The organism is Dietzia timorensis (assembly GCF_020742175.1).
Lineage (GTDB): Bacteria > Actinomycetota > Actinomycetes > Mycobacteriales > Mycobacteriaceae > Dietzia > Dietzia timorensis_A.
Genome location: NZ_DYXM01000081.1, coordinates 26,671 through 33,437, shown reverse-complemented (window position 1 = coordinate 33,437; position 6,767 = coordinate 26,671). Strand labels below are relative to the sequence as shown.

Here is a 6,767-nt window from a genome sequence, read left to right as displayed (position 1 = left end):
TCGCAGAGGGGCTCTCCCGGGGCCGCGCCCGCGAGATCGAGGAGTCGGGTATCGAGGGACTCCGGTGTCTGGTCCAGCTAAGCCTCGATGGGGACTCGGGGAGGGGCGGCGTCGGCCGGGACGAATTCCACCGTGTCTGCGACCGGGTCGCCGAGCTTCCGGGGCTGGAGCTCGGCGGGCTGATGGTCGTTCCGCCCCTCGAAGGCGAACCCGCCCGCCACTTCGAGGAGGCAGCCAGGATCCGGGAGGAGCTGCGCACCCGCCATTCCGCGGCCACGGAGTTCTCCGCGGGCATGTCCGGTGACCTCGAATCGGCAATTTTCGCGGGCTCTACGTGCGTGCGTGTCGGAACGTCGATCTTGGGTCCGAGACCAATACTGTGACTCAGTAAGTACATGTGGGGAGGGGTCTCGTGCTCGGTGCACGTGCCAACTCCGAGCCAGAACCCTACGACGATCGAGGACTCCTATGAGCACACTTGACAAGGTCAAGGACTTCTTCGGAATGAACCCGGACGCCCTTGCCGCGGGCGAGGAATACTTCGAAGACGAATACGAGGCGGGCGATTTCCACGCCCCGGGTGCACGCCACGCGCATGCACTGCACGAGGACGAGCGTGGAATCTCCCATTCTCGCCCTTCCGGATACCGTGCCGAGCGCTACGGCGTCGAGTACGCAGACGACATCCGCGCGGGCGGCTTCGAGCGTGAAGAGGCCGACGTCATGGTCGAGCGTCCGCGCCGCTACCGCGCGGCCGCGCAGCAGGAAGCCGCCTTCGATGCGCCGACCACCCGTTCGATGGCGCCGGTTCGCGGCTCCGTCGCACTCAAGCCCGAGGTCGAGGAATTCGAGGACTACGACGACGGGCTCGTCGTCCGCCCCGAGACCGTTCTCGAGCGTCCCCGCGGCTACGGCGACGGCAAGAGCGTCGGCGTGCACTTCCGTGAGGACAAGCCGGTCGTTCTCGACCTGTCGCTGATGTCCAACGCGGACGCCCGCCGCATGGTCGACTTCTCGGCCGGTCTCGTCGTTGCCCTCGACGGCAAGATGCACAAGCTGGCCGACCGCGAGCGCACGTTCTTCATGGCTCCCGCCGGGCTCGACCTCACCGAGGCCGAGATCCGCGACGAAGCCAACCGTGCGTTTCGCCGCTAGGGCCGCCCTGCAACCGGCTACGCGGTTCAGCTCAACGGATCGTTACACTAGGGCACTGTGGTAACTCTACTTTGGCTGTTGTGGTGGGCACTCCAGATTTTCTGGTTCCTGTTGCTCGCGCGGATCATCGTCGAAATGATCCAGTCCTTCTCCCGAGACTGGCGCCCCTCCGGGGTGATGGCGGTGATTTTCGAGATTCTGTTCACGATCACCGACCCGCCGGTCAAGGCACTCCGGAGGCTCATCCCTCCGGTCCGCCTCGGGGCGGTCGCTCTTGACCTGTCCGTGATCGTGTTGTTCATCGGAATTATCGTTTTGCAGCAGATCATTCTGCGGGGTCTCATCCCGGCAGTGATGTGATCGAGGCGCGGTATCTGGCCGCTGCGCCGCGAAAACGTCCGGAAAATCGGGTAAAACATGTGACGCAAAGATATTTGCGTCAAGAATTGTTATCAGTTGTGCCGCCGATAAGGTAGAAAAGAACGTGTAAGGAATTACCGCCCACGCGACTTGGGTGCTCCGGCAACGGGAGAGGTTTCGGATTACTTCGTTTTACGCGAAGCCGTTCCTCTCAGGTGTCGGGCAGCCGGGCAGCGGCTCTAAGCTCGGGCGGCATGAAAGGAAAGCCCCCTCCGGCGGAGCCGGGGCTGTCTCGACAAGCGCAAGGGGAATCACATGCCGTTGACTCCAGCTGACGTCCACAACGTTGCCTTCAGCAAGCCTCCCATCGGGAAGCGCGGTTACAACGAAGATGAGGTCGATCAGTTTCTCGATCTGGTTGAGCAAGAGCTCGGCCGGCTCGTAGAAGAGAACGAAGATCTGCGCGCACGTGCAGACGAACTCGCGAGCGACCTAGAGTCCGCGAAGAAGAGCGGCGGTTCCGCCGCGCAGGAGTCCGCTCCCGCCGCGAAGCCGGAGCCCAAGTCGGCTGCTGCTACCGCCGCAGCGACGCCGTCTCTCGCCTCGGCCAAGTCCGGCGAGGGCGAAGGCGAGCTCGCCAACCAGGAGACGCACCTCCGCGCCGCTCGCGTTCTCGCGATGGCACAGGAGATGGCCGATCGCCTCACGGGTGAGGCGAAGAAGGAGTCCGACGGACTCGTCACCAAGGCGCGCACCGATTCGGACAAGCTCGTGGGCGATGCCCGCTCGGAGTCCGACAAGCTCGTCGGCGACGCCAAGACCGAGGCGGACCGCCTGCTCTCGGACGCCAAGGCGAAGTCCGAGGCAATCGTCAAGGACGCCGAGGGCAAGTCCGAGGCACAGATCCGCGATGCGCAGTCCAAGGCCGACGCGCTTCAGGCAGATGCAGAGCGCAAGCACACCGAGATCATGGCCACGATCAACCAGCAGCGTGGCGTTCTCGAGGGCCGTATCGACCAGCTCCGCACCTTCGAGAAGCAGTACCGTTCCCGTTTGACGGCCTACCTCGAGAGCCAGCTCTCCGAGCTTGGCAAGACCGGATCGGCGGAGCCGGCAGACGCACCCGCCACCGGCCGCGCGGCTGCTCCGACAACGTCGACGTCATCTACGACGACGTCCACGTCGACCACCACCAAGAACGACGGTGGCGCCAGCAGCCCGCAGGGCGGAAGCCACTCCGCCGACAAGTAAGCCCGGCCGAGACCGATTCGGCACTCGAGAGCCCCTGCACGGACCACGCGTTCCGGCAGGGGCTTTCGCCATGTTCGGACGGGCGCGAGTTGTCGTTCCGCGCGAACACGCGAACATCCGAACACGGCTCCGCACCACGGTGACTGCGGTAGGTTTGTTGTGACAGGTACTCCGACGTCATCGGAAGGGTTTTCGCATGTTGATCGCGGCGCTGGCGCTGACCGTCGCGGGATTCGCCGCGCTCGTGATTGCCGTGGCCACCGGCCAGATAGCGTTCGCGTGGATCTGCATTATCGCCGGGGTGCTCGGCGTGGTGCTTCTCTTCGTCGACTGGGTGCGGACGGTACTCAAGCGACGAAGGCTCGATATCGAAACCCGCCACGCCGGAGACGATGAAGGCGGTCGCGGGGCGGGTGACGGGCAATCGCCGGGTCGATCATGGCCGGGGCGGTAGCCTCACCGCTACTGCACAGGGAACACAAATTCCTCCCGCAGGGTTTCCAGTAGTAAGCTCGGAACCCACGGCTGCATGCGCTTTGCATCGGCCATTGGTGAAGTACGCAAGACAAGTGAAGTTGTTCGCGACGATCCGGCCATCACCGGGGAGCGATCCGGAAGAACCGCACGCGCGCCGTGCTCAGTAGAACCGGACGGGACGAGCCCGACACAGCTCGCCAGAGAGGGCTGGACACTCCGGGAATCTCCCGGAAGCGGAAGGCCAAGCGGGGTGGTACCGCGGCACCGGGAGGTGTTCGTCCCCGCGAAAGCAACGTCGATGTCCCCACGGGGACGATTGTTTTCAAGGAGTACCGAATATGTCTGATGATTCCGTGGCCGGGGCCGGCAGCGTCTACCCGCTCGCCGATCTGACCGGCGGCAGCGGCGCGCAATCGCCCTCTTTCCCCGCCGTCGAACGAACTGTTCTCGAAAAATGGGCGGCCGAGGGCACCTTCCAAAAGTCTCTGGAGAACCGTAAGGATGCCGAGGAGTACGTCTTCTATGACGGACCGCCGTTCGCCAACGGGCTCCCGCACTACGGCCACCTTCTCACCGGTTACGTCAAGGACGTGGTTCCCCGTTACCGCACGATGGCCGGATACCGAGTCGATCGCCGGTTCGGCTGGGACTGCCACGGCCTTCCAGCCGAGCTCGAGGCCGAGCGGCAACTCGGGATCACCGACAAGTCGCAGATCACGGACATGGGCATCGCCAAGTTCAACGACTACTGCCGGTCCTCGGTGCTCCGGTACACCGGCGAGTGGGAAAACTACGTCACGCGGCAGGCCCGCTGGGTCGACTTCGAGAACGACTACAAGACCCTGGATATCACGTTCATGGAATCGGTCATGTGGGCGTTCGCCGAGCTCAACCGCAAGGGCCTGATCTACCAGGGCTTCCGCGTGCTTCCGTACTCGTGGTACGAGCAGACACCGCTGTCGAACCAGGAATCCCGGCTCGACGACGCCTACAAGATGCGCCAGGACCCTGCGGTTACCGTGTCTCTTCCGTTGCACGGCGCGGAGGCGGGCTCGGCGCTGGACGAGGCCGAGGCCCTCGTGTGGACGACGACCCCGTGGACGCTGCCGTCGAACCTTGCAGCGGCGGTACACCCCGACATCGATTACGTCGTGCTCGCGCCGGCGGAGGGGGACTTCGCCGGTCGCAAGTTCGTCCTCGCCGAGGCGCGCGTGAACGTGTACGAGAAGGAGTTCGGCGCCGACGCCGAGGTCCTCGCCACCATGAAGGGGCGCGAACTCGCCGGACTCACCTACGACCCGCCGTTCGATTTCTTCGCCGGGCACGAGAACGCTTTCCGGGTGCTTCTCGCCGACTACGTCACCACCGAATCCGGCACGGGCATCGTGCACCAGGCGCCGGCATTCGGTGAAGAGGACATGGAAACGTGCTCGGAGGCCGGCATCGAACTGGTCATCCCCGTGGGACCCGACGGTAAGTTCACCGCAGAGGTGCCTCCGTACGAGGGGCAACTGATCTTCGACGCGAACCCGCAGATCTCGCGCGACTTGCGTGCAGCGGGCAAGATCATCCGGCACGAGACGATTGAGCACTCTTACCCGCACTCGTGGCGTTCGGGGCAGCCGCTGATCTACATGGCGGTGCCCTCATGGTTCGTCGACGTGTCGAAGATCCGCGACCGCATGGTGGAACTCAACCAGGAGATCCGCTGGGAGCCCGAGCACATCCGTGACGGCCAATTCGGCAACTGGCTCAAGGGCGCTAGGGACTGGAACATCTCGCGCAATCGCTACTGGGGTGCGCCGATCCCCGTATGGGTTTCGGACAACCCCGAGTACCCGCGCACGGATGTGTACGGTTCGATCGACGAGTTGGAACGCGATTTCGGCACGCGCCCTGCCGACCTGCACCGCCCCGCGATCGACGAGCTCGTGCGCCCGAACCCGGACGACCCGACGGGCCAGTCGATGATGCGCCGCGTGCCGGAGGTTCTCGACTGCTGGTTCGAGTCCGGTTCGATGCCGTTCGCGCAGGTGCACTACCCGTTCGAGAACAAGGACTGGTTCGACACCCACAACCCGGGCGATTTCATCGTCGAGTACATCGGCCAGACGCGTGGCTGGTTCTACAACCTCCACGTGCTCTCCACCGCGTTGTTCGATCGGCCGGCGTTCCTGACCGTCGCCGCGCACGGAATCGTGCTCGGAGACGACGGGCAGAAGATGTCCAAGTCCAAGCGCAACTACCCCGACGTCAACGAGGTGTTCGACCGGGACGGTTCCGACGCGATGCGGTGGTTCCTCCTGTCCTCGCCGATTCTGCGCGGCGGGAATCTCTCGGTCACGGAGCAGGGGATCCGTGAGGGTGTCCGCCAGGCGATGCTGCCGCTGTGGAACTCGTACGGGTTCTTCCAGCTGTACGCCTCGCAGAAGGCGACGTGGCGTACCAATTCGCAGAATGTGCTCGATCGCTACATCCTGTCGACGATGAACCGGGCGATCACGGAGATCAAGGTGGCGTACGAGCGCACGGACCTCGCCGGTGCGTGCGCGGTCGTTCGTGACGTCGCCGAGACGCTCACTAATTGGTATGTGCGGCGCTCGCGTGCACGGTTCTGGGCAGGGGAGGAGTCCGGGCAGGATTCCGTCGACGCCTTCGACACGCTGTACACGGTGCTCGAAACCCTCATGCGGGTGTCCGCGCCGCTGCTGCCGATGCTCACCGAGACGATCTGGGTGGGTCTGACAGGCGAGGAGTCGGTGCACCTCACCGACTTCCCGGAGCCCGCGGACTTCCCTGCGGACGACGAGCTCGTCGATTCCATGGACGCCGTGCGCCGCGTGGTTTCGGCCGCCTCGGCGGTGCGCAAGGCGCAGCACCTTCGCGTGCGCCTGCCGCTGAAGAAACTCACGGTAGCGATGCCGGGGGCGCAGCGGCTCGAGCCCTTCGCGGGGATCATCGCCGACGAGATCAACGTCCGGGAGGTCGAGCTCACCGAGGATGTGGCCTCCTACGGCCGCTTCGAGTTCACGTGCAACGCCCGCGTCGCCGGTCCGCGACTCGGCAAGCAGGTTCAGCAGGCGATCAAGGCGCTCAAGTCGGGGGAGTGGACGCTTGACGGCGAGAAGCTGTGGGCCGGCGACATCGAGCTCCTGCCGAACGAGTTCGAGCAGCGAATGCAGGTCCAGGACCCGGATTCGACGCAGCCGCTGACCGCCGACGGCGGCATCGTCACCCTCGACCTCAGCGTCGATGCTGACCAGGAGGCCGAGGGCTGGGCACGCGATCGCATCCGCGAGATCCAGGAAGCGCGCCGTGGGGCGGGGCTGGAGATCACAGACCGCATCTCGATCGCGCTCGAAGTGCCCGAGGACCGATTGGAATGGGCCCGCACCCACGCCGATCTCATCGCCAACGAGGTGCTCGCCACCTCGATTGCGGTCGGCACCTCGCTGCCCGACGGCGCCGAGGGGGTCACGGACCTGTCCGAAGGTGTTCGGCTGAGCCTGCGAAAGGCTTAGCAA

At 64.9% G+C, this 6,767-nt stretch carries 6 protein-coding genes; all 6 read left to right on the top strand.

The window, feature by feature from the left end; genetic code table 11:
- A partial coding sequence (locus K8V11_RS04515) for an alanine racemase (protein WP_303911203.1) occupies positions 1-383 on the top strand: 383 nt, incomplete at its 5' end.
- An 85-nt stretch (positions 384-468) separates the two neighbouring features.
- Positions 469-1,155 carry a cell division protein SepF gene (locus K8V11_RS04510; protein ID WP_303911202.1) on the top strand — a complete coding sequence of 229 codons (687 nt, stop codon included), beginning with the start codon at positions 469-471 and terminating at the stop codon, positions 1,153-1,155.
- Between the two features lie 57 nt (positions 1,156-1,212).
- Complete coding sequence (locus tag K8V11_RS04505) at positions 1,213-1,515, top strand: YggT family protein (RefSeq protein WP_303911201.1); 303 nt, start codon at positions 1,213-1,215, stop codon at positions 1,513-1,515.
- Between the two features lie 315 nt (positions 1,516-1,830).
- Positions 1,831-2,766: a DivIVA domain-containing protein gene (locus K8V11_RS04500; RefSeq protein WP_303911200.1), complete on the top strand. Its 936-nt coding sequence runs from the start codon at positions 1,831-1,833 to the stop codon at positions 2,764-2,766.
- 196 nt (positions 2,767-2,962) lie between these two features.
- Positions 2,963-3,220 (top strand): hypothetical protein, encoded by a 258-nt coding sequence (locus K8V11_RS04495; protein ID WP_303911199.1) that lies wholly within the window; start codon positions 2,963-2,965, stop codon positions 3,218-3,220.
- A gap of 361 nt (positions 3,221-3,581) precedes the next feature.
- Entirely contained in the window at positions 3,582-6,764 is a 3,183-nt protein-coding gene (gene ileS / locus K8V11_RS04490) for an isoleucine--tRNA ligase (protein ID WP_303911198.1), read from the top strand.
- Positions 6,765-6,767 lie beyond the last annotated feature (3 nt).